Genomic DNA, 21,748 nt, shown 5'->3' with positions numbered 1-21,748 from the left:
ACATCGATGCAGCGTACATCTCATCGTATTTGGCGGTATCAATATGTGCGTCTTTGGTTAGCTCTGCGGATGGCAACGAGCTGGTGGATGCATTGGTGTCCAACGACATGAAGGCTCCTCCCTCGGTCAATATCTCAAAAAACTCCTCACTCAAGCCATGTGGCTCAAGACCCCGAGGCCAGAATAGGGATTTGTGAAAACAAGGAAACAAAGCACGGAAATAAAACAAAAAATCTGTAAATTTTTTTCCCTTCACAGCGTCAATTTTGTAAAATTCTTTCAAGCACCAACCAGAAAACCCCTATTTTTAAGGGCTTGGTTAGATTTTGTTAACTTATTGAAACACGACAAATTAGCACACTGGCAAAAATGGCGGCGCTAACATCGGCCTATTTGAAGGTGTGACATTTCGTACCGGTCAAATAATCCCGGAAACAGGTCGCGCGCTGACAGCGCCGACTCACACATACGCAGACGGTCTTTAGAAAACCAACCGCGTCCGCAAGCCGAGCACGGTCACAGTGCCCAGCCCCGGATTGCCCAAGGGGGAGTCGATCACTTGAATGGAAGGTGTAATCTGCAGGCCGGACGACAGCGAGAAGCGGTAAAACAGCTCCGCTGTAAATTGCGTCTGCGTGGAAGTGGCGCTCTCCGCCCAGTTCAACCCCACGCCAGCCGCGTCGGTATTGCGACCGTAATAGGCCAGGCCAGTAGACAGAGAGCGTTTGTACAGCCCCGTGCCTTGATCTGCGACACCGGCGCGCAGGAATGGCAGCCATTTATTGTCGACGAACCAAGCCGCAGAGAAGCTGGCGCCATAGTCCTCCGCCCGGCTCTTGCTGGCATCTCCATCAATGTGCCAGAGCGTCAAATGCACGTTGTCAAAATAGATCCGGTCGCGCGCACTGGTGACTCCCAATTCCAAGCTTTTGAACAACTTGCCATGATCAAACACATCAAAACCCGGATCAGATGGGGCCGCATTGGCATCGGCCACACTGCCCACCGCGTAAACCGTATCCCCAAGCCACACACCGCCCGCCAAGCCCAATCCCGGGTTTGGCGCGTTGATGGTGGGATTGGTGTTAAACGACAGGTTCTGGAACGCCGAATAGGGGCTCACCGCACCGTAGATATCCAGGAAGTCTGTCACATCAATCTGACCAGCCTGAAAACTCCATCCGCCTTCGACCGCCCGCTGCGTCCAGAAAAGGTTGGTTAGCAAAGTGCCATTGTCGTTAAACGCCGTGCCCGGCATAAACGTCGCCCCGGCCGCAAAGCCAAGGTTCTGCGGCGCCACATCAGTATAGGCGTGCCGGTGCTCCAGCTTAAACGTCAGGCTGCCATTCTCGGTCGCCGCCCAATTGCCGTAAAACCGGAACATGCCACCGGCGGCGCTGTCCTCGACGACATCCATGTTGCTCCACTGGCCCAGCGCGAGATAGTCAAAGTTGAACTTGAAGCCGCTCTCCGCAAGCCCGTCTTTCCAGGCAAACCAGCCTGGCGCCACATTGCGAGGAAAGTCTGACCGCAGCTGTGGATCAGTCAGCCCGTCACCCGGCTGCAAATCTGCCGCAACCGAGGACGGACCAGACAAGCCACCTTCCTGCGCCGCTGCACCTTCAGCAGTCGCAACGGCCACACCGATTGCCATACAAAGGGTTTTGTAAATCACGAGCCAGCTCCGCTGATGACATCTGATTGCGCTCACCGTGCATCAGCAGACGCAATATTTTTATTAATTCAACGTGTTCTTGTAGATTACGCCATCTTTCATGATGAGACGCAATGTTTCGGGGCTGGCGGGTCGCGGGTCCGCTCCAAACCACTTGTCACCCGTGCCTACTACTGAGAAATCTTCCAAAGGATTACCGTCAACCAGCAGGATATCTGCATAGGCTCCCTCCTCGATCACGCCGAGCTTGCCGGCAGTGTAAGGGTTGGTGAAATCACCAGACAGTCCAACCAATTCGCCACCAACCGAAGTCAGCGTTACCAGTGACGCATAAGGTCCAAAGAAGTCGTTGTTCAGCTTCTTCTCATAAGCAATTTGAATGTTACAGGCGGCCACGGAACCAACGCAATCGGTCTGGAATGCGCGTTTAACGGGGCACTCCTGCATGTTTGGAATGTAATTGGCAAAAGTCGCCGAGGCCGATTTGGCCTTGGCCAAGCTGCTTGGCACGCTGGCCACGGCCGGGATTTCCAACAAGCCCGGATCAAAGGCCGTCAGGTTGGTGGTGATAAACGCGCCTTTGGCATTCATCACTTCGGCAATCTCACAATCAAATGAGAACCCATGCTCTATCGACATAACACCGGCTTCCAATGCGCTCAGGATCGCCTCCTTGCGATAGGAATGCGCCATGACATAGCTGCCGTATTCTTCAGCCACCTGAACTGCCGCTTTAATCTCTTCGGTTGACCCAGCCAGCAATTGCCAGGGGTCGAAAGCAGACACCACGCCGCCGGATTGCATATATTTGAGTTGCGTTGCACCCATACGGAAGTTGTTACGTCCAAACTTCTGCACATCCGCGACATTGTCGGCCTCTTGTGCCATGTTCAGACGGCCAAAATTGGTGGACGCGCCTGGAGGAGAGGTGAAATTCGCAAAGTCGGCGTGCCCGCCCCGTGTGCCAATAAAGGCTGCAGACGGGTAATACCGCGGCCCAAGGATCTGCCCGCCATCAATGGCGCGCCGCAACCCGCCATTACCTCCGCCCGCATCGCGCACGGTGGTAAATCCCTGCATCAAATACATCTCGGCCATCTTAGTGCCGTGAATTGCAAAATCCTCCCAAGTCACGTTTGCTTCCATCAATGGAATGCTCGGCCCCATCAACATAAGGTGGGCGTGCGCCTCAATGAATCCCGGCGTTAGCGTACGTCCGCCGCCGTCAATCACTGTGGCATCCGGCGCATCAATTGCCTCCGTGCTCACAGCTTTGATCAGGTTGCCTTCCACCAACACCGAGGCATTCTCAATTCGGGCCTCGTTCACACCGTCAAACACATGCACATTTGTAAAAAGTGTTTGTGACACAGCGTCTTGCGCCCCAAGAGAGGTGCCAAACACGCCGAAGACGGCAGACATAAGACCTGATAACAACCGGTTGGACATATTCGCGCTCCCTAGAAGAAATTTCCTCAATTCTACTTCTACGTGTTGCAAAAAACAGGCCACTTTCGATCCCTTTTTGCCAAGCCGCCAAAAAAACTGGCCGACAATTGCATCAAAACTGGCCTAAAAGTAATGTTGCAACAACCTGGACATCGGCCAATGCCTACCAAACACGACGGCTTTATCAAAGTGCAGCTGCTGCGCCCTTTTGTGGACCTCGCCATGGCGCGAGGTTGCGCTGTCAACGCAGCCTTAAAGCGCTATGGGTTGACCAGAACTGACTTGCGAGATCCTGAAAAAGCCGTGCACGCCGAAATCATCTATGGCCTCACCAACACGCTTGCAGAAAAGGCCAAGGATCCACACCTTGGTTACAATGTTGCGGACACCTTTGACATGAAAACATGGCTACCCACCCAGGATGCCTTTGAAAATGCACGCACTATTGGCGACTACTACACCCGATTTCTACTAAACGTCCCGCGACAAGCGAGTTCGGTTCGCCACAAATTGACGGTCACCGCCCCACACGCAACATACGCGGTTACACGCACGGTGCAGACACACCAAAGGCCTGTTCAGGTAGAAGGGTTTGGTATGGGGTTGCACATCCGCACCTTGCGCCATTTGTCTCACGCGCATTGGCAAGCCGAATTGGTGCATTTGGAAACCCCATTCCCGGAGGCGCTTCCCAAAGTGTCAACAGGCGTCAACATCAAACATTCCAATGTATCAGGTCTCTCACTCACGTTCCCAAGCAGCTGGCTTACCCTGCCCGTTCACCCCCAAGACGATCGGCCCAATCGCCCCAGCACCTCTGTGGCATCAGCCCTACAAGATGTCTCCATCATCAGCACCTTGCGCACTGCCGCACGCCCCCTATTGGATGACCGCACCCTCACCGAAAAGGATTTTGCAGAGGCATTGGGTTTGTCCCTGCCCCGCCTCAAGGCATCACTGCGGCTGCAAAACACAACCTTGCCTCGGGAACTGAAACGTCTCCGCATTGATGTTGCCAAAGAAATGTTTATGGACGCGACATACTCGGTCGCCATCGTGGCACAGGCACTAGGATATTCAGATCAGTCCCATTTCTCCCGTTTTTTTCGCTCGCAAACGGGCCAATCCCCGCGGGAATACCGTGCAACCCTGAACCAAAACTAGCGGGCTGGATCTCAAATCCCGTCGAAAACCGTGCTCGGACAACCCCACATCCCGTTGCAATCGCCCCTCAAATGGTTTCTGGATTTGACCATTACGCGCCACTCAGGCAATTAAACATAAATCGCATTTTTGTGCAGGCTGACGACCGCCGCACCACCTACAGAAGACAGAAAGACACAATGGAACAGTCTATCCCTCTGACACATCTCCCCAACAACACGCTCTATGGTGAGGGTGACGTGTTTGTCCTCTTTGGTGAGCTGTTTGGACGCGGCTACGCCACAGGCCTGATCGACGCCGCCAAAGCGGCCGGCATGACCATTGTTGGCATCACCGTGGGCCGCCGAGAAGACAACGGCACCCTGCGCGCCCTCACGGACGAGGAATTGGCCCAAGCCGAAGACAACCTTGGCGGCAAGATCATCAACTTTCCGCTGATGGCCGGCTTTGACATGGACGCGCCAGAAGGTGGTGACACCCCAACCGATATGCTCAAAGAGATGACGCTGGACAACTGGCAAGAATTCAAACTCGACTGGGACAAGGTTGACGCCTGCCGCGAGACTGGCACTGCCCGCTTCATCGGCGCACTAAAAGAGGTCATGGACGTCCTTGCGGATCACATTCCTGCTGGCAAAAACGTACACTTTGCCCACACCATGGCGGGCGGCATTCCACGTGCCAAGGCCTTCCTCGCCATTGCCAATCGTATCTACAAAGGCCGCGGCGCGCGCCACATGTCTTCTCAGGCCCTGCTCGACGCCGACCTTGGCAAGCTGATCCTGCAGAACTTTGACGAAGTCACCGCCAACAGCTTTGGCCATTTGCTTGAGCACAGCGCCGAACTGCGTGGCAAGATCGAAGCCGACGGTGGTCAGGTGCGCTATTCGGCCTACGGTTACCACGGCACCCGCGTGCTGATCGGTGGCGAGTACCGCTGGCAGACCTATACCAGCTACACCCAAGGCTTCGCCAAAATGAACCTGGAGCAGTATGCGCAAAAAGCTTGGGACAATGGCGTCAAAGCCACTGTCTTCAACTGCCCGGAAATCCGAACCAACTCCTCGGACGTCTTTGCTGGGATTGAGCTGTCCTTGTTGCCACTGCTGGAAGCGCTGCGCCACGAAGGTGGTGGGGCATGGGTCGATGCACTTTGGGCGGAATGCCAAGGCCTGCTGAAAGACGATGTGACCCTCGAAAGCGTGCTGAAGACCGTACAGGACTACCAGCAGAGCGACGCGATGCAGCCGTTCTACAACTTCACCGCATGGCCAATGAACAACTCCGCAGATCAGGTCGACATGACCGTCGGCACCTCCCAAGACATCGTGGCCCTGCACAGCAACCGTAAAGAGCTGGTCAGTGACGTGCTCAGCCAGCACGTGGTGAACGCCACCGGTGCGCTGATCTTTGGGTCCGCAGGCAACCCAGACGGTCCAGTTCTTTGGCTCGATCACGACATGGTCGCTCAGCACCTGATCAAATCGAACTGATCACCAACACCTCAAAAGACCGCAAGCCCCGACGCCCCCTGCGCCGGGGCTTTTTGCTTTTGCAGCAGCGTCTTACGATACAGAGTGTTTTAATAAGCCCGATCAAGGTTAACCTTTGAAAGTGTTAACCAACGGGCCCGACACCGCTTCCGGACATCTCGCAGAAAAGGTAGTTCAAATTATTACCAAATGATTAACGACTGCACTGCGCGGAACGAGGCCTGAGTATGAAAAACGAGATTGCACAAGCCTACCAAATCTTGGGCGTGACACCGGAAGTCAGCGACAAAGAGATGCGGACCGCGTGGCGCAAACTGGTGCGCAGCTACCATCCTGATCTGGCACGCTCCGACCCGGAGGAGGCGTCGCGGCGCATGGGCGAAATCAATGCGGCCTATGACGCTGTTGCGCACCACCGTCTGCAAAAAACCGAGCAGCCAAGCCCCAAGAGTCGCCGCCCTGCCCGCCAGCAGGCTGCTCAAGCGACCAAAAACGCACGTTCTGAAGCCCAACGGGCCCGCACGGGGCAAACCCGCACAGCCAATAGTGCCACACACGAAGCAAAGTCCTCTCAAACCGCGCCAAACGCCCCGCTCCCAAAACGCCGCACCTACCGCAGCCCACAGGAGCAACGCCTGATCGACGCCGCCTGCGCTGTCTTTGAGGAAACCCGCCGCCACCTCAGCGCCGCTTCGCGCCAACCGGCCTTTTCTACCTGCCGCTAGGGCGCCCCACGGTTAAAAAGCACGGCACATATACTTTGGAGTATTCACGGTGTCAGTGCGGGCCTTTGACCGTCGCTCAGCTTATTTTGCGTCGCCAGACAAGCCAAAGGCCTTGCGGTACTTGGGTATGAACAGATCTCGGCCCTTCATCATCCGCGTCACCCAATTGCCTACAGTGGCAAAGAGCCAGCTATTGCCGATGTGCGGGCCAAGCGGCACCAGAATTGGCGCCTGTTTCCATGGGTGGTAGGGCTTCTGATCTTCAACGACAGCGCCTTTCACAACGGCTTTCAAAGTCTTGATCAGCCACGGCGCCTGACGGGTAATCGCAACGATGGTCATGCCGTCGCCCACGTCCGCAATGTCGCCAGCGACAAAGACATTGGGCAAGTCCGACGGGCGCATCCAGCCGTCGGTTTTGACCCGTTTGGATTGGGTAATTTCCGCTCCAGGCAGTGCCTCAAGCAGCGTCGTATTGGGACGAGAGCCAATCACCGGCACCACCAAATCTGCTGCAATGGTTTGCCCGTTAGACAAGGTAACGGAGCCTGCGTAAGGCGCATCCAGCCGCTGTAGGGTCTCTGCGCGCTGACCCAAAACAATCGTCACCCCCATACGTTCCAGTTTTTGGGCCAACTGCGCCCCCAATTTGGCGGGATACATCGGGAACAGGCGCTCCTCAGAGGAGATCAGCGTGACCTGCTTGTCAGGCTGTGCTGCGGCAATTTCTCCAGCCAATTCAGAACCCACAGCCCCAGCACCGACGATGGCGATCGACTTGGCATTCATAATATCTGTGCTGGCCGCCGCGTGGGCCGCTTTGAACGCTTCTATGCTGTCGCCAGCAGGCTTGAAAGGTGCCGCGTAAGAAGATCCAGTGGCTACAACAATGTAGTCCGCAGGCAGGACAGCGCCGCTTTCCAGTGTCACCTGATCCGCAGCAATTTGCGCCACACGGTCTTGCACCACACGCCCGTTTTTTAAGAGTTTCCCGTAAGGCAGGATGGTTTGGTCAAGCAGCGCAGGCTCCAGAAGCGCGCGGATGGTGGCGGGGGGCTGCACAAAGGCTTCGCGGGGTTCCACCACAGTGACGTCAGCCACACCGTCCAGCCCTTTGGCAATTTCGAACCCGGCGTAGCCGCCGCCTACGATGATGATTTTCTTTTGGGTCGTGGTCATGGGACATCCATTGCGTTGTGTGTGCTGCCGAACGTAGGTAGAAAGGCAAGATCACTACGACAAGTACGGTCATCTAGGATACTGCCCATGAATTTGCAGATACCTGACGAAAACTGCCGTGTAGAACGGCTTATCTCAGCCGTGTCCGGCCGGTGGAAGCTGTTGATCTTGTTCTGGCTTGGGCAGGGACCGTGCCGGTTCAATCAGCTACAGCGACATCTCGGGAAAGTCACGCATCGCACCCTCACGCGGCAGCTGGGTGAATTACAGGAGGCTGGGTTTGTGCATCGCGAGGATTTTCAAACCATCCCGCCGCATGTGGAATACAGTCTCACGCCCCTGGGCCAAAGCCTGATGCCTCTGCTTAAAGCCATGCATGGGTGGGCCGTCGAAAATGCCGACAAAATGCCGACGGCCGCCGATCAAAAACAAAAGCCAGGCGCAAACCGCGGTACAGGCGGCTCGCCAGCAGATCCAGTCCTGTGACGCGGCGGCCTGTTTAGGCTCTCATCCGCGTTTATGCACACCGTCTTTCAAAAATCTTGCCTCCGGCAGGCAAATGATAGCCACCAGATTGTGATCGCCTCTTCCTTCCGTCTGATCATTGTCTAAGTTACCACAATCAAGTTTCAGTGGGTGTCGACAGTCCGTTGCGGACTGCCATCCTGTTGTAAAGGAATTGGCATGTCTGTTTTTACCCGCACCCTTGCGTTTGTTTTGCTGTTTGCGCCTAGTTTGGTTCAGTCTCAATCGGAGGGCATAACCAAGCCCGGCGTGTCTCTTGAGCTTAATTCTGTGCAAGATGTGGAAGGTGCCTGCCGGTTTACTTTTTTGGCGGACAACAGCACGGGCACCTCCATTGAAAAAGCTGTGTTTGAGACTGTGATCTTCGACACGGAAGGCGCCGTAATGCGTCTGTCTTTGTTTGACTTTCGCGCATTGCCGGAAGGTCGGCCTCGGGTGCGCCAATTTGATGTGCCGGGAATGGCCTGCGACACCATTGGCCAAGCTCTCATCAATGGCACAAACAGCTGCATCGTAAATGGTGCAGAAAGCGGCGCGTGCAGCGACGGACTGACGCTCACCAGCCGTATCACCATGAAACTACTAGGATAACAAAAATGAGTGGATTGCGCGATGTGGTCGCCTTGGGCGGACCAGTGGTGGTCATCCTTTTGGTGATGTCTGTTTTGGCGATGTCTGTAACCATCTACAAGCTGTGGCAGTTTGCAGCGTCCGGCGTTGGGCGTCACAAAGTGCTGTCCGAGGCTTTGGCGGCCTGGGACGCGGGGGACGCAGCTCAAGCACAAGCGCGGCTGTCCCAAAGCCGCAGTTATTTGGCGCCATTTATTGAGGCCGCCATTCAAACGCCGACATCGCAAGCGCTGAGCGAGCGGCTTGATGCCGAAGCAGGTTTGGCATTGGCCGGGCTGGAACGCGGCTTTCGCCTGCTGGATACCATTGCGCAGCTCGCGCCTCTTCTGGGTCTGTTTGGGACCGTGTTGGGCATGATCGAGGCCTTCCAAAGCCTGCAAACGGCCGGCGCTTCCGTTGATCCTTCCCTGCTTGCCGGCGGCATCTGGGTGGCGCTTGTCACCACAGCTGTCGGCCTGGCGGTAGCCATGCCAACCTCGATGATTTTGTCATGGTTGGAGAGCCGCACCGCACGGGAGCGTGTGTTTGCCGACAAAGCGTTGCGCACGGCCTTGATGCAGCAAGATGCAGACAGACATCGGGCCTCACAAGCAAAAGCACATCATGCGTAACCAAGCGCCCTTTGTCCGTCGCCCGCTTGCGCTCACGCCGTTGATCGACGTGATCTTTTTGTTGCTGCTGTTCTTTATGCTGACGTCGACGTTTTCCACATTTGGCGAGATCGAACTCAGCAACGCGCACAAAGGCAGCGGCACAGCGGCGGCGGACGTCGAGCGTTTCTTTGTGCAACTGGGCGCAGAGCGTCTGACTCTAAACGGCCAGCCAACAACGCTCGAAGACATCGCCGCAAACATTGAAACGGGACAGGTTTTGGTCAGTCTGGACGCGGATACCACGGCGCAACGGCTTGTGGACTTGCTCCGCCTAATGCGCGCGCGCGATGGGCTCGACGTTTTGGTGCTGGAGTAAACAGATGATCCGACACACACCTCTGCGCAAGAAACGGGATTCGACCATTCCGTTGATCAATGTTGTCTTTCTGATGTTGGTTTTTTTCTTGATTGCGGGCACCGTTGCGCCTCCACTCGACCCCAATTTGAATCTGGTGCAAACCAAAGACCTCGAAGGCCGAGAACCGCCCGACGCATTGGTGTTGCACGCGGACGGCCGCTTGAGCTTTAGAGGCCGCACGACCTCACCTGACCAACACATCCTGGAGAATGGCACCGGCCCAAGCCGGATCGTGCCCGACCGGGACGTCCCCGCCCAGCGCCTGATGGAGGTGACAAGTGCATTGCGACGCGCAGGCGCCTCCTCCGTAATTCTGGTCACTGAGCGAGCGCTGCAGTGATCCGTCGCTCGCTCCTCATTGCCTCTGTTGCGCTGCTGGTCTCCCTAGCCGTGCACCTGCTTGGCCTAGGCTATGCCATTCGGATTGAGCACAGCCCTCAGAGGTCACAAGCCTCTTCTGAGCCTATCGCCCTCGGCAACGCCTTTGACGACCTAGCCGAGGAACTCGAGGCGCCTGAACAGCCCGAACCAACTCAGGAACCAGAGCCCCCGCAACCTGTAAAGCCAGTGGCGCCAACCACCGACACCGACGTGCCAGATACTGAAGTTCTGGTGGCTTCTGAAAACCCACAAGACACCTATGCGCCCGATACTGGCACAGCCCAAACTGTCGCGCCGGTCCCCCTTGCCGGAACGCAAAGCGATTTTGTCGCGGAACCTGATGTAACCGAACCAACCGCTCAACCGGACGCAACCGCTCCGGTGCCGCCACAAACCGACCAGGCCGCTCCGCTTGGCAGCGAGACCGACACCTTGGAGATCACTGAACCAGTGGCTGTACAGCCACCTTCCACGACCACTGCGCTGGAAGTCGCACCGCCAACAGAGGACGTCATCGCAGCTCTACCGGAAACCGTGGTGCCGGTGGAGCCGGTGGAGCCCATCCAGCCGCTCTCCGTTCCGGAAACTGAAGATAAAGCAGACACCACTCCCACCGAAAATCAGGACGCGGAGCAGCCGCAGGACAGCTCCGAAAGCAAACCGCTACCCTTGTTTCCAGGCCTGCGCAACGGGTTTGATGATCTGCGCAACCCAACGCAAACGCTTGAGTCTCCGCTGGAAACCTTCAAACGCGAAGGCGCTCACGCCTCGGTGGGAGGCTTTGGCATCCCGTCGGGCTCTGCTGCCAACTCTCGCGGCCCCGGCAATGCTGACACCACCAACTACGCTGGGCGTGTGCTGGTTCATCTCAACCGCACCCGCCCGGTTCACGTCAAAGCCACAGGCTTCGCCCGTGTGTATTTTGAAATTGCCCCGGATGGCTCTATAAACTGGGTGGAAATCATCGACAGCTCCGGCAACGACGCAGTCAATCGAGCAGCACGCACGCAAATCCAAAGCGCCGAGCCTTTTCCGCTACCGCCAAATGGCAAACGCCGGCAGTTGTCGTTTTTGTATAGCTCAAGGTAGAGCGATTGCGCCTGGCGCGTGTGGCCACCTGTCACAAGTCACTTTCTGACTTCAAAAAACAAAAAGCAAGCGTCCGGATGTGACGCACGCTCCTACCGGTGCTCAGGTTATTTAGGCAAACAGGAAATCTTCTGAGCCAGAGATTGTGACGGTCACGATTTCGGTGTCCAGCCCTCCGGCACGGTCATCGGCTGTATTTGCAAAGCCGTCGGTGGCCGTTTCGCCGCTGTTCAGATGTTCAAACATGCCGTCACCCGAAAAGGTATACGTACCACCGCCGCTACTGATGACGGACCCAACGGTTCCGCTGTCGTCAACATAAATACAAAAGTGTCGCTAACCAGATCGGTGACGTAAGCCGAAACCGGAACAGACGGGATTGGCGGTATTACCCCGATACAAAAATTGAAAACGGCTTGGGTTCCAGCTATGCGCCTCTATTAAAGCGGGGAGACCGTGCCTCTGACCACGCAAACAAAAATGGTTACCTATAGCAATTCCCGAGTTGGACAAACGCGCGCCAATTGAGGCAACGTGAAGAACCCCGACATCGGTGCCTCGCTGACCTTCAAATCGCACCCATAGGCTGCTGTTAACCGCTCCGCTGTCAGCGCCTTCGCAACGCTGTCCTGAACAACTGATGTACCATCCACAATCAAGGCCACCTGATCCGCAAACATCGCCGTCAAATTGAGATCGTGCATGACAACCACAACACCACCGCCCTGATCGGCAAAATCCCGCGCCGTCTGCATCACCCTCAACTGTTGTCCAATATCTAGGCTGGACACAGGTTCATCCAGAAACAACCAGCGCGGCACCCCATCCTCAACCGGCTGCCAAACCTGACACAACACGCGCGCCAATTGGACCCGCTGTTTCTCTCCGCCGGACAGGGACTGGTAATATTGCCCCTCAAATCCCGCCATCCCGACTTTTTGCAACGCGCACGCCGCGATTTCTGTATCCGCGTGCCCTTGCAATCCAAGACGCACAATTTCAAACACGGTGAATGGAAAGGCCAAAGGCGTGGCCTGCGCCAGAACCGCCCGATGCTGCGCCAACTCTGAGGCCCGGAGGGGTTTGATATCCTGCCCATTCAAACTCACACGGCCGCTGTAGGGCACATCCCCGGACACGGCAGACAGCAACGTGGACTTGCCCGCGCCCGACGGGCCTACAATGGCGGTCACCGCGCCAGGCTGCGCATCAAAAGTCACGCCCTGCAGCAATACCTTCTTTCCAACACGAACCCCGATATTTTTGGCAATCAACGCCATCGTTTACGGCCTCACAGATCCACCACGCCCCGTTGGCGCAGCAATATCCACAGAAAGACCGGCCCGCCAATAATCGCTGTGATGATGCCAATCGGCAGCTCCGCCGGTGCTATGATCACCCGGGCCACAACATCCGCCGACACAAGCACACATGCGCCCAAAAGCGCGGAGTTTAACACGAGATGTTTGTGATCCGGCCCGGACACAAGCCGCAACACATGTGGTACAACGATGCCAACAAAACCAATGCCACCGCTGATTGCCACAGACACGCCCGTCGCAGCGGCCACACATAAGATGGTCAACCGTTTGACCACCTGCACGGACACCCCCATATGGCGCGCGGCGTCCTCTCCCAGCGCCATGGCATTCAGGCCATTTGCCAAGAACTGAGCTGTCCCCAGCGCGAACAAAACAACAGGTGCGGCAATCGCAAGCTTGTTCCAGTTGGCGCCGGAAAGGGACCCCATATTCCAGAACGTGAAATCCCGCATCTGAGCGTCATCCGCCATGTATATCAGCACCCCAGTGAACGCCATTGTCAGCGCTGACAACGCGATCCCCGCCAACAACATGGTGGCCACCGACGTGCGCCCCTGACGCGTGGCGATGCCATATAGTAAAAGAGTCGCACCCCATGCGCCTGCAAAAGAAAACATCGGCAAGAGAGCGGCCCCCAAAAGGCTTGCAAACGGCAAAGAGGCGCCCAGCACAATGGCGCAGACCGCTCCGAAACTCGCGCCAGCACTCACACCAATGATCCCCGGGTCCGCCAGCGGGTTGCGAAAGAGCCCCTGCAAAAGCGCGCCGGATGACGCCAAAGCGGCGCCAACAAGCAGACCGGTCAACAAACGCGGCAACCGAATGTGCAGCAGCACAATTTCATCCCGCAACGACAGCTCCTCCCCTTGCACCACCGCAAACAGCCCCGACCAAAGAGAGGTATCGGCAGCCCCAACAGCCAGGCCTGCAATCGACACGCCCAAAACCAGCAGACATAAAACCGCTGTCACTTTTTGCGCGCCCGAAGTGCGGTCTCCGTCTTGGTGCGGCACATAATCTGTTGTCGCGGCAACCATGGATCAGCTGCCCGCGGCGGCCAAGCCCGCGGCCAGTTCAGACACAGCTTGCCCGGTCCGCACGGAGAAGCCGAGAAGCAACATTCCATCCATTTGTAATACGGCCTGCGCCCGTCCGGCAGGTGTCGCCGCGATGGCGGGATGCGCCAACACATCCGCAGCAGTCACAGCGCCCGGCCGGTGCGATTGCATCATCAAAATCACATCTGGCTCGGCGGTTAAAACGGCCTCATCAGATACCAGCTTATACCCGTCAAAGCCTGCAATTGCGTTCTGGGCGCCAGAGAGCGTCAAGACGCCTTGCGCGGCGGTATTCCCTCCGGCTGCCATGATCCGGCCACCTTGCATCGACAACACAAACAACACCTTTTGATCCCGCAATCCGGCGGTCTGACTGGCCTCTTCCACATCAGTGGTCACGTGCGCTGCCAGATCTTCACCCGCATCCGCCACATCCAGGGCTTCGGCCACTGTACGGATCTTGTTTTGGATCGCAGGAAGGTCAAATCCCATGGGAACGGTCACAATCGGCAACCCGGTATCGGCCAGAACCTCAAAGGTTTCCGGTGGACCTGCCCCCTCTTCCGCCAAGATCATATCGGGCGCCACCGACAGCAAGCCCTCCGGCGACAACCGACGCACGTAGCCAACGTCCGGAAGCTTGCGTGCTTCCGCCGGGAAATTTGAGGTTGTGTCCCGCGCAACCAACCGATGCTCTTGGCCCAGCGCATACACAATCTCCGTCACCGATCCCCCTACAGAGACAATCCGTGTTGGCACGGTATCCGCCATGGCATCACGTGCCAGCACAATCGTAAAGAGAGCGAGCAACGCGGCCCCCATACTCGCCTGCAATATGCTAAGTGGAGACAGTTTGGTCATGCCACAGCCTCCTCTTTCAGGCTTGGTAAAGCCGCCACCAGATCATTCCATTTTGCAGATGCTTCGGGTTCAGCCAAAACGCCAAAGACCTGCAAAATCAGACCGCCTTCGGCGTCAAACGCCTCCACGGAAACGGCGTCTCCACGGCGGGTGGCTTTGGTCGCCTGCCAGACTTCGGCGATATGATCATTGCGCAAATGCAGATTGAACCGCGGGTCCAACACGTTGATCCAAGGCCCCATCGGCTTCACAGACTCAATTGGCCCGGTGTGGATTTCAATGCACCCGCGATTGCCAACAAACACCATGATTGACAGCGCCAAATCGCGGGCTTTTTCAAGCAAGACTGAAACCGCAGAGGTCTGCAAGGGACGCACATATGGCGCACCGGCCAAGCGGTAAGCCCCTAGCCGATTCATCTTGAGCTTTTTCACCATCTGCAAGAACTGGTGCGTGTCGGTGATCTTGTCCCACTCTTCGCGCAACCGCTCTGCTTTTGCAGGGTCACCAACCGCTTCTTCTGTCTTCTGCCGAGGAAGGATGGGAAGGTCATCGGACTGCTCTGGAAGCCTCAACTCTGCAACCACGCCTGGCCATGCCTCATGCACAGAGCTGTCCTTCAGGAACACCTTATGCACCGCATCCCCTGCGGCATCAAACACCTGCAGAGAGCGACGCTCGCCGCCATCGCCCAGTGGCTTCACGACCGCAAAGGCATACTTCCAATGTCCAGGAAACATGCGCAGGTCAATCTCATCATTCACCACCAATGCTGCATGTGGACCGCCACGATAGTCGGCATAAACGCCGGTCTTTTCAATCACGCAGCTCTCATTGCGGGTGAGCGCCATCACTTCACCCAACCGCATAATCGCAGGCATCAACACATCCATCTCCGGCGTGATGCGTGTCACCCGCTGCCCCAAATGCGCCGCAAGAAGCTGCGCCTCCGAGATCCCCAGTTTGTCTGCCAGATCGCGTTCCCGCATTTTGGGGTTGTCCAGACGGGCTTGCTGTATTTCTGTAACTATAAAAGAAGTAGATCGTGCCATGTGCATCCCCCGATGAGCTTGGAAGAAGCAGTGGCTGTGACCGAGGGAATCGGAAGCAGTGGCTGTGCTTTGCTGATGTGTACCTCCTGCACTAAGTGCAAAAAAGTCGCACTGCAAGACCTGCCGCGGCCTTTCTGACAAAATTAATATAGTATTTGCCATTCGGATCATTTAGGCCGCTTTCGACTCGAAACACGGACGCGTTCTGACGTCTGCTTGCGAGCAACCACCCAGCTTCCAGCCAGGAATACACACACTGCAGGGCCCCATAAGGCCTCTCGCGGTTTGCCATGGGGCTTTGTGCCCCGGAAGGAAGGAAAATGCCTGTGAAATATAGTGTGAGCTGTTTATCGATGGCCTCCGCCGCCTTGTTGGGCGCGGTATTTGCCAGCCCCGCCTTCGCCCAAGACAAAACGGACTATGCCTTGGACGCCATCACCATCACCGGGAGCGGGCTTCCCACCGAAGTCATGAACAGCCCGTCTTCGGTGACTGTGGTAGATGAAGAGCAAATCAAGAGCATTCCGCCAAGCTCGGTGGCTAATCTGCTTAAGGGCGTGCCCGGCGTCCGAGTGACAGAATCCGGCATCGAACGCATCAAGATCCGAGGCGAAAGCGCCCAGCGTGTCGCCATCATGATCGACGGTCAGAAAATCACCGACCACACCAACTACGGCACGCCAATCCTGATTTCGCCAACCGAAATCGAACGCATCGAAGTTGTGCGCGGCCCGTCCTCAGTAACATCGGGCAATGCAGCCATTGGCGGTGTGGTGAATATCATCACCAAACGCGGCGCGGACAAGCCAATTGAAGCAACTGTCTCAGCCGGGTATTTGGGCGCAAATGAAGGCTATCGTGCAAACACCAGCCTCGCGGGCACCGTGGGCAATTTTGATTATCGCCTGTCGTACTCCAAGTCGGATCTAGACAACCGTCAATCAGCCGATGGCGAAGTTGTTCCCTCGGGAAGCGAAGACCGAGACATTCACGCCTTTGCCGGTTATCGCGCAGGCAATCACTATTTTGGGGTACGGGCACAGGATTATGACTTGTCCGCAGATGTTTACACCGGCTCACCGACTTTCACCATTGATCTGCCAAAGCGGGATCTGCGCAAATATGGTGCGTTCTACGAAGGTGAAGGCCTGACACCTTGGATGTCCCTTCTCAAAATTGACGCCTACACCCAGACAGTCGATCGCGCCTTTGAAAGCAACGGTGTGTTTGGGCCGGGCATGTTCAGCAACTCAACCTCTGACGACGATCAAAAAACCTCAGGTTTCAAGGCGACCGCGAACTTCGAATTTGCCCCGGGTCACCGCACTGTGGTGGGCTTTGAGTACGAAGACGACAATCTGATTTCTGATAAGGTCGCCACCAGCAGCTTTGGCGGGCCACCTTCGGTCACCACTCGGTACTCCGATGCCACCATCAAAACCGCCTCGGTTTTTGCCCAACATGAGGCCGAACTGGGCAGCGCGACGGCCGCAACCTTTGGCCTGCGCTACTACAATGTCGACAGCAAACTGAACCGGTACTTGGTCAACGGCGTGGCCCAGCCAACCCAATCCAATTCAGACAGCCGCCTGCTTGGCTCTCTTGGATTGGTGCATCAGCTGAACGAGACCTCCGTACTGCGGGCCAACATCTCGCAAGGCTACAACTATCCCTCGCTGAGCCAGCTGTTCCTGACCTCGGTTGGCGCGGGCGGCACGGTGATCGGCAACCCAAATCTGAAACCGGAAACCTCCATCAACTATGAGATTGGCGCTCGGATCGACAACGGCAACCTCGTGCTGGACACGGCGCTGTTTTACACGGATTCTAAAGACTACATCGCGTCGATAGCCACAGGCATCCCAAGGCAGTCGCGCTATGAGAACGTAGACGCCGCGCAAACCTGGGGTTTTGAAGTGGCGGCAGAGTTTGACCCAGGCTGGTGGGGCGGTGTGCGTCCCTATGTGAACCTGTCCAACGTAAACCGCACCTATGAATACTCCGACGGCACGTCCACAAAAAACACCGGCACGCCAACCTGGTCAGGAGACATCGGTTTGCGCGGCGACTGGGGTCTGCAATCCACCTCCGGCACATGGGACGTTTTCGTACGCGGTGAAAGCGGCAATACCGACACCGACGGCACACGCTACGGTGGCTACGGCACGTTGAACCTACGTGGCACCGTGGACCTGACCGACAATCTCGGCATGAGCTTTGAAGTTGGCAACATCTTTGACCGTTCTTACCAAGCCGTGGACCAAATTCCCGGCGCTGGCCGAAATGCGAGTGTTTTCCTGACCGCAAAATTCTGAGGCCAAGGCACCAAACAAATAAAAGGCCCCGCGAGGGGCCTTTTTCATAGCTGTTTCGAAAAACCTTGTGGCCAAATAGGTCAGACCTACTTGGTCAAAATCAACTTTCCCTGACGGGTGATCCGCAGGGTGTAGACAGCTTCGGAAAGGCGTATCTGCGCCAGATTGCCACCAGCCGTCAGGTCTTCGGCACTGTAAACCGGGGTGCCGCTTTCCACGCCTTCAATGGAGGCCACCGAGCCTCCCATGTCTTCTTTGGTTGTCATTGTATTCTTCCAGTGCGCCTTAGCTGCGTCGCTGTGGGTTTTGGGTCTGAGCAATCCGATCAATGAAGCTTTCAGAGCACCAGGTGTCCGGCCAGGGGATCTCCCCCACCAGATCAGCCAAGCTCATCCGGTCGCGGTCTTCTCTGTCTCTAGAGTCGTTTTGCACGCTGCGCATAACTAGCCTCAAAGTTGCAACACTGATTTCATACAAAAAGAATCAGGTATTGACAAGGGGCTGAAATTTGACGCCCTGCCCCGAGGGAGGACAGGGCGCCAAAGTGGCTTAGAAAGTCAACGTCGCGGTCAGAGCGATGGTCCGCCCCGGCTCGTTCATCGGGATGGGGCGACCAGAGGTATCCCCGGCCGAGTCGTTGGCCCGCGCCACATAGGTTTCATCAAACAGGTTACGCAGATCGAGACGGACGCGCAGGTTGTCCATGTTTGGTGGCACATACTCCGCATAAGCGTTCCAAACCGAGTAGGCCTCCATATTGGCGTCTTTGTATTCAGGTGCAATTTCCGCTGTACCACCAAGGGTCCATCCGCCACCCGGCTGCCAGGCACTCTCTAGCGCCACAATGTGCCCCATTGGACGACCACGGTAATACGCTGTGGACCCGATGGTTGCGCCATCCTCCTCGACGTCGGCGTAAGTATAGTTCAACCGGGCAAACCCTTCGCCCCAGTTATACGCCAACGACCCGTCAAAGCCGCGTGTTGTGATATCGGATGCCGTCGCACGTGTGCCGCCGCGTGGCGGGAAGCCAGACACATAGTTGTTGATCTCAGTATAGAACAGCGCCCCATTTGCAACCCAAGGTCCATTATCAAACCGGAGCCCAAGACGCGCACTATTGCTGCGCGAAGTGTCCAATCCGGTGTAATCCCAGGGCGCAAAGAAGTTGATAATCGTCGCTTCGCCCAACTGGTAGCCGCCAAAGGTCGATGCAATACCGGCGTTCACAGTCCAGAAATCAGACAGGACATATTCAATGGCCGCATTGGCGCTCAGGCCGCTGTCATCAAACTTCGATCCATCTGCACCGGTGAAGTTCTGAAAATCAAACCGGGCGCCGTAGGAGACGGACGCGCGGCTTGAGAGGTCCTGACGAACCTGCGCAAACACACCGATGTTTTGCGTCTTTTCTGTGCCAGCAAAAGCCAAGGGGGCAACAGAGCTGGCGGTCCGACCTTCCGCTTTTTCGTCAAAGAAGTCCAAACCGGCAGAGACTGTGCCATTGTTGAGTTGGAAGGTGTTTTTAAACGTCCCGCTCAGGCTGGTGTTTTCGCCCCAACCATCGCCTGCGTCAATTTCCTGTTCGTTATAGGCAATTTGGAAAAATGGATCGAACCAGCCCTGCGCATCTTCTTTGGTGTAGGTCAAAGAGTAAGACGTCCGCCGCGCCAAGGCGTCAACGATCATATTTGGACCAGTACTCAACCCGCTGAAGTCAGGACGAATGAACACAAACGGCCCCGGTCCCATCTGTGCTACGCGGTCGCCGGTGTCGCGCGTGTCAGACGCAGAGAACGCCACCAGGTGTCCCTCGTCCGAGGTATAGGAGAACTTGGCCACATAGTCGGTCAGATCCGCCTGTGTCCCTTGCACCGTGGCACCGTCACCATCTTTGTAGTCTTCGCCTTTGTGACGCGCGCCGTGCAAGACATAGTCAAAACCGCCAGACTGGCCATAAAGCGACAAGGTCGAGCGCAAACCAAAGCCGTTGCTGCCGCCGCCCAAAGTTAGTCGACCACCAAAGGTGTCCCCTTCGTCCAGCATGTCCGACGCGTCTTTGGTGGTGTAGGCAATCGAGCCGCCCAGACCACCGGGACCGCCATCAGCCGGGGCCAGACCGGAAGTGACCTCAACCGCCTTCAACAAGCCAGGGTCAATCAACACGTTGCCGGTGTGGTGGAACGCAGATTTGTTCTGACGCGCACCGTCAATGGTCACGTTCAACAGAGTTTCTTCGATACCGTTGACGTAAACCTTCTTTGCGATGGCGGCGCCACCGCTGGCGTTCACTGCGGACTCGCCGTCAAACACATCACTGATTGTCGCAGGATTGCGCTGCTCAATGTCTTCCTGCGAAATTGTGTGGTTGCCCAGCACAGTTTGCGCGTCATCAGCCTCAATGCGGATTTCATCAAGTTCGTAATCATCTGCCAGATCCTGGGCATAGGCCGGCAGTGCGAGGAAAGGCGCACACAGCGCTGTTGTGGCCAACAGCTTCAGGCGCGGGAGCGGATGGGTCATTCTTTGTCCCTTCGATTTATTGACTATTATTGTCAGGTAAGTAAACTGCCCCTCAAACCCACGCCAGACGACGACCTTTGCCGCCTGTTCAAAAACCTTTGCAGGCTGTGCAAATTCAAAACCGCCAAGCTTTTGGGACCGTTTTGATATGAAAGTCTGTCAATGGCGCAGCCCCGCACCGCCTTCTACAGAGGCGCGACTCCCTCGGACAAAATCAACTGGTTTCGCCGCGCGGACCTGCCGGAAGACAATGTGTTTGAAGGTCTAGTCACCGCTACCGAGTTTCGCGAAGGCTTGGGCGTGCACACGCTAAATGCGCGCGCCAGACGCAGCTTTGAAACCAAAACGCAACGGATCCCAGGCGTGATCCTGAACTGCTTTCTCGAAGGCTCCACCGAGGCCTGGCTGGACGACCAGCCGATGGGTCTGGGTCGCCCAAACCACGCGCCAGTGAAGTTCTCTCTGTCCGCAATTGATGAAACCCTCAGCTTTCAACGCCGGAGTGGCCCCGGTGAATACGTGCGAAAAGTCAGCATTCAAATGTCACATGGCTGGCTCGGAGAACAGAGTCTTGAGCTCCCCCAACCAGCTATTCTTAAAAACAAAAGACAATACCGTGCGGACTGGAACGCCAGCCCCGGAGACATTCAAATACTAGAAACCCTCGCATCTATGGATGGTTTTCACACCCCGATTTCGCGCCTTCACGGGGAGGCCATGGTGCTTGAACTGGTCGCCTCCACCTTTGAATGCCTGTCTGACACGGGCACCTCCGCTAGCCTCACGCCGCGCGAATCTTCCCAACTCAAACGTGTCGAAGACCTTATCCAGACCCCTGGCCCATTGCCTGACCTGGCAGCTTTGGCAAAAGTCGGAGGTCTGAGCCTGTCCTCCCTGCGTCGACTGATACAAAAGGCCCACGGATGCGCGCCATTAGCACACGCCCGCGCGATCCGTCTCGCCATGGCCAAAGACCACCTGGAGGCAAACACACTCTCCGTTTCGCAAGCTGCCGAAGTGGCAGGATTCTCCACGCCAGAGAATTTTTCCACCGCGTTTCGGCGTGCTTTTGGCATCTCCCCATCTACCGCAAAACGCCGCTGAACCAGCGAAAGCGGCCAACCGCCCTACTTGACAAAAACAATCAACATTTTTATCCCATGGCAACGCTTCCAGCCATGCTCACAGCTCCGCCACGCGGCTCGCCAAGAAGTCATCACCGCAATGCCTGTGGTCGGACGACAAAACGCGCGCGCCTTCCGTCTACCTTTTGGCCTATGAGTTCACTGGAGTCGC

At 56.5% G+C, this 21,748-nt stretch carries 21 protein-coding genes; 11 read left to right on the top strand and 10 right to left on the bottom strand.

Features of this window, described 5'->3' with window-relative positions:
- Positions 1 to 481 precede the first annotated feature (481 nt).
- Together JXR15_RS18775 and JXR15_RS18770 are read right to left on the bottom strand one after the other, a co-directional pair.
- Entirely contained in the window at positions 482 to 1,675 is a 1,194-nt protein-coding gene (locus tag JXR15_RS18775) for a carbohydrate porin (protein ID WP_422054712.1), read from the bottom strand.
- A gap of 63 nt (positions 1,676 to 1,738) precedes the next feature.
- Positions 1,739 to 3,124 (bottom strand): amidohydrolase family protein, encoded by a 1,386-nt coding sequence (locus tag JXR15_RS18770; RefSeq protein WP_422054711.1) that lies wholly within the window; start codon positions 3,122 to 3,124, stop codon positions 1,739 to 1,741.
- Positions 3,125 to 3,283: 159 nt separating this feature from the next.
- Here JXR15_RS18770 and JXR15_RS18765 point away from each other — a divergent pair, with 159 nt between their 5' ends.
- From JXR15_RS18765 to JXR15_RS18755, 3 genes are all read left to right on the top strand, one after another.
- On the top strand, positions 3,284 to 4,288 hold the full coding sequence (locus tag JXR15_RS18765) for a helix-turn-helix domain-containing protein (protein ID WP_422054710.1): 1,005 nt from the start codon (positions 3,284 to 3,286) through the stop codon (positions 4,286 to 4,288).
- Between the two features lie 179 nt (positions 4,289 to 4,467).
- Positions 4,468 to 5,781, top strand: coding sequence for an enoyl ACP reductase FabMG family protein (locus JXR15_RS18760; protein WP_422054709.1), 1,314 nt, complete (start codon positions 4,468 to 4,470; stop codon positions 5,779 to 5,781).
- Positions 5,782 to 6,008: 227 nt separating this feature from the next.
- Positions 6,009 to 6,506, top strand: coding sequence for a J domain-containing protein (locus JXR15_RS18755; RefSeq protein WP_422054708.1), 498 nt, complete (start codon positions 6,009 to 6,011; stop codon positions 6,504 to 6,506).
- An 81-nt stretch (positions 6,507 to 6,587) separates the two neighbouring features.
- Here JXR15_RS18755 and JXR15_RS18750 read toward each other — a convergent pair whose 3' ends face one another.
- Positions 6,588 to 7,685 carry an NAD(P)/FAD-dependent oxidoreductase gene (locus tag JXR15_RS18750; RefSeq protein ID WP_422054707.1) on the bottom strand — a complete coding sequence of 366 codons (1,098 nt, stop codon included), beginning with the start codon at positions 7,683 to 7,685 and terminating at the stop codon, positions 6,588 to 6,590.
- An 87-nt stretch (positions 7,686 to 7,772) separates the two neighbouring features.
- On the opposite strand from JXR15_RS18750, the gene JXR15_RS18745 reads away from it, so the two are divergent.
- From JXR15_RS18745 to JXR15_RS18720, 6 genes are all read left to right on the top strand, one after another.
- Positions 7,773 to 8,171 carry a winged helix-turn-helix transcriptional regulator gene (locus JXR15_RS18745; protein ID WP_422054706.1) on the top strand — a complete coding sequence of 133 codons (399 nt, stop codon included), beginning with the start codon at positions 7,773 to 7,775 and terminating at the stop codon, positions 8,169 to 8,171.
- Between the two features lie 198 nt (positions 8,172 to 8,369).
- Entirely contained in the window at positions 8,370 to 8,801 is a 432-nt protein-coding gene (locus JXR15_RS18740; RefSeq protein WP_422054705.1) for a hypothetical protein, read from the top strand.
- A 5-nt stretch (positions 8,802 to 8,806) separates the two neighbouring features.
- A complete protein-coding gene (locus JXR15_RS18735; protein ID WP_422054704.1) occupies positions 8,807 to 9,451 on the top strand; it encodes a MotA/TolQ/ExbB proton channel family protein in 645 nt (214 codons plus the stop codon).
- The gene (locus JXR15_RS18730) at positions 9,444 to 9,809 is read left to right on the top strand and encodes an ExbD/TolR family protein (protein WP_422054703.1); all 366 of its coding nucleotides are present in this window, start codon (positions 9,444 to 9,446) and stop codon (positions 9,807 to 9,809) included. The genes JXR15_RS18735 and JXR15_RS18730 overlap by 8 nt, the downstream gene beginning before the upstream one ends.
- Positions 9,810 to 9,813: 4 nt before the next feature.
- The gene (locus JXR15_RS18725) at positions 9,814 to 10,191 is read left to right on the top strand and encodes an ExbD/TolR family protein (protein WP_422054702.1); all 378 of its coding nucleotides are present in this window, start codon (positions 9,814 to 9,816) and stop codon (positions 10,189 to 10,191) included.
- On the top strand, positions 10,188 to 11,321 hold the full coding sequence (locus JXR15_RS18720) for a TonB family protein (RefSeq protein ID WP_422054701.1): 1,134 nt from the start codon (positions 10,188 to 10,190) through the stop codon (positions 11,319 to 11,321). The genes JXR15_RS18725 and JXR15_RS18720 overlap by 4 nt, the downstream gene beginning before the upstream one ends.
- Before the next feature lie 111 nt (positions 11,322 to 11,432).
- Here JXR15_RS18720 and JXR15_RS18715 read toward each other — a convergent pair whose 3' ends face one another.
- From JXR15_RS18715 to JXR15_RS18695, 5 genes are all read right to left on the bottom strand, one after another.
- Positions 11,433 to 11,645: a VCBS domain-containing protein gene (locus JXR15_RS18715; protein ID WP_422054729.1), complete on the bottom strand. Its 213-nt coding sequence runs from the start codon at positions 11,643 to 11,645 to the stop codon at positions 11,433 to 11,435.
- A 164-nt stretch (positions 11,646 to 11,809) separates the two neighbouring features.
- Entirely contained in the window at positions 11,810 to 12,601 is a 792-nt protein-coding gene (locus tag JXR15_RS18710) for a heme ABC transporter ATP-binding protein (protein WP_422054700.1), read from the bottom strand.
- A gap of 11 nt (positions 12,602 to 12,612) precedes the next feature.
- A complete protein-coding gene (locus JXR15_RS18705) occupies positions 12,613 to 13,680 on the bottom strand; it encodes a FecCD family ABC transporter permease (RefSeq protein ID WP_422054699.1) in 1,068 nt (355 codons plus the stop codon).
- 3 nt (positions 13,681 to 13,683) lie between these two features.
- On the bottom strand, positions 13,684 to 14,562 hold the full coding sequence (locus JXR15_RS18700) for a heme/hemin ABC transporter substrate-binding protein (RefSeq protein ID WP_422054698.1): 879 nt from the start codon (positions 14,560 to 14,562) through the stop codon (positions 13,684 to 13,686).
- On the bottom strand, positions 14,559 to 15,614 hold the full coding sequence (locus JXR15_RS18695; RefSeq protein ID WP_422054697.1) for a hemin-degrading factor: 1,056 nt from the start codon (positions 15,612 to 15,614) through the stop codon (positions 14,559 to 14,561). The genes JXR15_RS18700 and JXR15_RS18695 overlap by 4 nt, the downstream gene beginning before the upstream one ends.
- Before the next feature lie 320 nt (positions 15,615 to 15,934).
- On the opposite strand from JXR15_RS18695, the gene JXR15_RS18690 reads away from it, so the two are divergent.
- Positions 15,935 to 17,929, top strand: a complete 1,995-nt coding sequence (locus JXR15_RS18690; protein WP_422054696.1) for a TonB-dependent receptor — start codon at positions 15,935 to 15,937, stop codon at positions 17,927 to 17,929.
- A gap of 86 nt (positions 17,930 to 18,015) precedes the next feature.
- On the opposite strand, the gene hemP is transcribed toward JXR15_RS18690, so the two are convergent.
- Together hemP and JXR15_RS18680 are read right to left on the bottom strand one after the other, a co-directional pair.
- On the bottom strand, positions 18,016 to 18,195 hold the full coding sequence (hemP, locus tag JXR15_RS18685) for a hemin uptake protein HemP (RefSeq protein ID WP_422054695.1): 180 nt from the start codon (positions 18,193 to 18,195) through the stop codon (positions 18,016 to 18,018).
- Between the two features lie 283 nt (positions 18,196 to 18,478).
- Positions 18,479 to 20,452: a TonB-dependent receptor plug domain-containing protein gene (locus tag JXR15_RS18680; protein ID WP_422054694.1), complete on the bottom strand. Its 1,974-nt coding sequence runs from the start codon at positions 20,450 to 20,452 to the stop codon at positions 18,479 to 18,481.
- A gap of 162 nt (positions 20,453 to 20,614) precedes the next feature.
- Here JXR15_RS18680 and JXR15_RS18675 point away from each other — a divergent pair, with 162 nt between their 5' ends.
- Positions 20,615 to 21,556: a helix-turn-helix domain-containing protein gene (locus JXR15_RS18675; protein ID WP_422054693.1), complete on the top strand. Its 942-nt coding sequence runs from the start codon at positions 20,615 to 20,617 to the stop codon at positions 21,554 to 21,556.
- Positions 21,557 to 21,748: the final 192 nt, after the last annotated feature.

Source organism: Shimia sp. (assembly GCF_049116215.1).
GTDB lineage: Bacteria > Pseudomonadota > Alphaproteobacteria > Rhodobacterales > Rhodobacteraceae > Shimia.
The sequence above is the reverse complement of the archived record's forward strand: the minus strand, read 5'-3'. Positions and strand labels throughout refer to the sequence as shown.

What these genes read in the sequence shown, in the direction of transcription:
- JXR15_RS18770 (WP_422054711.1), bottom strand. Translation starts at nt 3,124, where the DNA reads ATGTCCAACCGGTTGTTATCAGGTCTTATGTCTGCCGTCTTCGGCGTG.
- JXR15_RS18765 (WP_422054710.1), top strand. Translation starts at nt 3,284, where the DNA reads ATGCCTACCAAACACGACGGCTTTATCAAAGTGCAGCTGCTGCGCCCT.
- JXR15_RS18760 (WP_422054709.1), top strand. Translation starts at nt 4,468, where the DNA reads ATGGAACAGTCTATCCCTCTGACACATCTCCCCAACAACACGCTCTAT.
- JXR15_RS18755 (WP_422054708.1), top strand. Translation starts at nt 6,009, where the DNA reads ATGAAAAACGAGATTGCACAAGCCTACCAAATCTTGGGCGTGACACCG.
- JXR15_RS18750 (WP_422054707.1), bottom strand. Translation starts at nt 7,685, where the DNA reads ATGACCACGACCCAAAAGAAAATCATCATCGTAGGCGGCGGCTACGCC.
- JXR15_RS18745 (WP_422054706.1), top strand. Translation starts at nt 7,773, where the DNA reads ATGAATTTGCAGATACCTGACGAAAACTGCCGTGTAGAACGGCTTATC.
- JXR15_RS18740 (WP_422054705.1), top strand. Translation starts at nt 8,370, where the DNA reads ATGTCTGTTTTTACCCGCACCCTTGCGTTTGTTTTGCTGTTTGCGCCT.
- JXR15_RS18735 (WP_422054704.1), top strand. Translation starts at nt 8,807, where the DNA reads ATGAGTGGATTGCGCGATGTGGTCGCCTTGGGCGGACCAGTGGTGGTC.
- JXR15_RS18730 (WP_422054703.1), top strand. Translation starts at nt 9,444, where the DNA reads ATGCGTAACCAAGCGCCCTTTGTCCGTCGCCCGCTTGCGCTCACGCCG.
- JXR15_RS18725 (WP_422054702.1), top strand. Translation starts at nt 9,814, where the DNA reads ATGATCCGACACACACCTCTGCGCAAGAAACGGGATTCGACCATTCCG.
- JXR15_RS18710 (WP_422054700.1), bottom strand. Translation starts at nt 12,601, where the DNA reads ATGGCGTTGATTGCCAAAAATATCGGGGTTCGTGTTGGAAAGAAGGTA.
- JXR15_RS18705 (WP_422054699.1), bottom strand. Translation starts at nt 13,680, where the DNA reads ATGGTTGCCGCGACAACAGATTATGTGCCGCACCAAGACGGAGACCGC.
- JXR15_RS18700 (WP_422054698.1), bottom strand. Translation starts at nt 14,562, where the DNA reads ATGACCAAACTGTCTCCACTTAGCATATTGCAGGCGAGTATGGGGGCC.
- JXR15_RS18695 (WP_422054697.1), bottom strand. Translation starts at nt 15,614, where the DNA reads ATGGCACGATCTACTTCTTTTATAGTTACAGAAATACAGCAAGCCCGT.
- JXR15_RS18690 (WP_422054696.1), top strand. Translation starts at nt 15,935, where the DNA reads ATGCCTGTGAAATATAGTGTGAGCTGTTTATCGATGGCCTCCGCCGCC.
- hemP (WP_422054695.1), bottom strand. Translation starts at nt 18,195, where the DNA reads ATGACAACCAAAGAAGACATGGGAGGCTCGGTGGCCTCCATTGAAGGC.
- JXR15_RS18680 (WP_422054694.1), bottom strand. Translation starts at nt 20,452, where the DNA reads ATGACCCATCCGCTCCCGCGCCTGAAGCTGTTGGCCACAACAGCGCTG.
- JXR15_RS18675 (WP_422054693.1), top strand. Translation starts at nt 20,615, where the DNA reads ATGGCGCAGCCCCGCACCGCCTTCTACAGAGGCGCGACTCCCTCGGAC.